Annotated in this window: 2 protein-coding genes and 1 pseudogene; all 3 read right to left on the bottom strand. The window is 61.0% G+C overall.

The features are described from left to right. Positions 1-415, bottom strand: a pseudogene (locus tag CZ322_RS09650) (sugar ABC transporter permease); the annotation flags it as partial. A gap of 116 nt (positions 416-531) precedes the next feature. Beyond that, positions 532-1884 carry an ABC transporter substrate-binding protein gene (locus CZ322_RS09655; protein ID WP_087071224.1) on the bottom strand — a complete coding sequence of 451 codons (1353 nt, stop codon included), beginning with the start codon at positions 1882-1884 and terminating at the stop codon, positions 532-534. Between the two features lie 247 nt (positions 1885-2131). Beyond that, positions 2132-2798 (bottom strand): alpha-amylase family glycosyl hydrolase (locus tag CZ322_RS09660; RefSeq protein WP_459543380.1); only part of this gene is annotated, 667 nt, incomplete at its 5' end.

A 2798-nucleotide genomic window follows, 5' to 3' on the forward strand; every position in this document is an offset into this window, starting at 1 on the left:
AATCATTGACCAGCGTGGTGCCGTAATTGGAAAGACCCGCGTTGAGGAGGGACTGCCAGGTGTAGCCCAGCACGATCCCGCCGATGAGATTCGGCATGAAGAAGATCGTGCGATAGAAATTCGTGGCGGGTAGCTTCTGCGTGAGCAGATACGCCAGGAAGAACGCGATGATATTGACGCTGATAATGGATACGATCGCCACCGAAGCCGTGAAGATCAACGCCCCAACGTAGTTTTGTTGCTCCGTGAAGGCATTGACGTAATTCTGCACGCCCACCCAGGTGGCATCATCCAGCGTGGTGAAATTCGTGAACGAAAGATAAATACCGATAAAGAACGGGGCGAGGAAAGCTATCCCGAACGCCACGTACGTGGGCCCCACGAAGGCAAGCCCGTGTTTTTTCAATGTTTTCATGAGAAACCCCCTGTGAGGCGCGGGGCCCACCGCGATGGTGAGCCCCGCGCCTCACCTCAGGCAAGGCAAGTGTGGTAGCAGTAGGCGCGGGCGCTGCGTGGCGCGCGGCTGGCCAGCTACTTCACCCCGGCAGCTGCCTTCTCAGTGTTCCACTGGGTGACGAAGTAGTCCTTCACCTGATCCCAGCTTTCCTTACCGACGGCGTACTGGCTCAGGTGCTGACCCAGCCCATTCTTGAACTCCATGGACGGAGCCACCTGGAAGTCCCAAGCCACGTTGTAATGCTCAGTATCCTTCATGTACTTGATGACTTCTTTACCGAGCGGGTCGGTGGGCGAGAGGCTGGCGTATTCCTTGAAGGGGGCGATGAAGCCGAGGTCCTCCGCGCAAAGCTTGGCGCCGGTGGGATCATTGAGCATCCAGTTGAGGAAGTCCATCGAGGCCTTCTTATCGGCATCCGAGGCCTTGTTATTGATGGTCAGGTAAGCTTCGGTACCCACCGAGATACCGGCCTTTTCTTCACCCTTGACGCCCATGTAGATGGGCAGGAAGTGGATATCTTCCGCCTTGACGGTATTGCCGTCCACCCCATCAATCTGCGACCAGGCCCAGTTACCGTTCTGCACGAAAGCCACCTGGCCGAGCGCGAATTCCGCCATGGAATCGGTGACGGCCTTCGCGGTGGTTTGCGAGGGATCCACCGTGGAATCGGTGAGGTACAGGTCGAAGATCTTCTTCATATTATCCAGGTAGGTACCTTCGATACTCCCGGTGTCCTGCACGCCCTTATCCCGCAGTTCGTAGAAGAGCGGCCAGTTCATGAGGTGGGTCTGCCAGCGCCAGTCCTCATTCGGGGAAAGCGAGGTAACCGCGAAGGCGCCCTTGATGCCGAGCTCGTCCTTCTTGGCCTGCATATCGTCCGCGACTTCCTTGAGCTTGTCAAAGTTCTTGATCTCATCCACGGACTTCGCCTTGGCACCCGGCAGCGCGAAGTACTTTTGCAAAATGGCATCGTTGTAAATGATGCCATAGCCTTCCACCGCGTGGGGGACGCCGTAAACCTTGCCGTCATCTCCCTTGAGGGCCATCTCCTTATCCGTCATCGCCTCAATAAAGGGAGCATCGGAAATATCGCTGGCGTACTGCTTCCATTTGGCCAGGCCGATGGGGCCGTCCACGCGGAAAATAGTGGGGCCGTCCGCACGCCCGAGCTCATTGGCGAGGGTGGGCTCATACGAACCGCCGGTCGCGGATACGATCTTAATATCCACCCCGGTTTGTTCGTGGTATTTCTTCGCCAATTCTTGGAAGGCCTGGTCCGATTCCGGCTTGTAGTTGAGGAAGTAGACCTTGCCGGCCCCGCCTTCGCTTCCTCCGCCACTATCGGAATTGGATACGCAGCCACCCAATCCCGCGATGGCCACCAACCCAGCTGCGGCGAGGGCCGCAATCTTCTTCACTGAATGCATCGTTACGTCTCCTATGATCGTCAATGCCAGCAAGAAAGCCGCAACCGCGACAGCACCGTAGCGCCCCGGCTCCCTTGCCTGTGTGGTGATACTAGTTTACACCACAGTGTGACTTATCTTGCGTTCTACAGTTCTAATTTAATGTCACCTTCGCGTGTGCGTCCGGTGGTTGGGGTGGGGCGCCCATGGCAGGCACGCCCGTTGTTGCGGGCGTGCCATTGGGGCGACGACGCCGCCAGCCGCGCCATCAGCACCCTTCCTCGGTATCCGTGCGGAAAGGCACCAGGTAGACCGTGGTATCGGGCGGGAGCACCCCTTCTTCCAACGGCGCGGAGCTGAGGAGCACCGCCCAGCCTTCGGGCAGGGGGAGGGGCTCGGCAAAGGCCGTCATAATCAAGAGGTCACCGCGGGAAGTGGCGTCGTCGTCGCCCTGCGCAGCCTCGCCGCCAGCGGACGTGGCGCTTGCGGAAGTGGCGGCGGCGTCGCCCGCAAAATTGATGAGCGCGACGCCGCTGCCGGCGTACTCGGGCGCGCGGCGCAATCCGCCCAGACCCAGGTCGTAGCGGGCGCGCAGGTGCAGCAGCTCCGTGTAGTAGGCGAGCGCGGATTCCGGATCGGCTTCCTGCGCGTCCACCGCGAAACGGCCCCAGTCCGCGGGTTGGGGCAGCCAGCTTTGCCCTTCGGGTGAGAATCCGAAGGCCGGGGCATCCGCGCGCCAGGGAATGGGCACCCGGCAGCCGTCGCGCCCCAGCTCCGCGCCGCCGGTGCGCGCAAAAGTGGGGTCTTCGCGGGATTCGGGCGGCAGCTGGGTGGCTTCGGGCAGTTCGAGCTCTTCGCCCTGGTAGAGGTAGTAGGACCCGGGCAGCGCCGCCGTGAGGGTGTGCCAGGCGCGGGCCCGGCGCGCACCCACCGCC

This window comes from Actinotignum timonense, assembly GCF_900155575.1.
Classification (GTDB): Bacteria; Actinomycetota; Actinomycetes; order Actinomycetales; family Actinomycetaceae; genus Actinotignum; species Actinotignum timonense.

What these genes read in the sequence shown, in the direction of transcription:
- CZ322_RS09655 (WP_087071224.1), bottom strand. Translation starts at nt 1,884, where the DNA reads ATGCATTCAGTGAAGAAGATTGCGGCCCTCGCCGCAGCTGGGTTGGTG.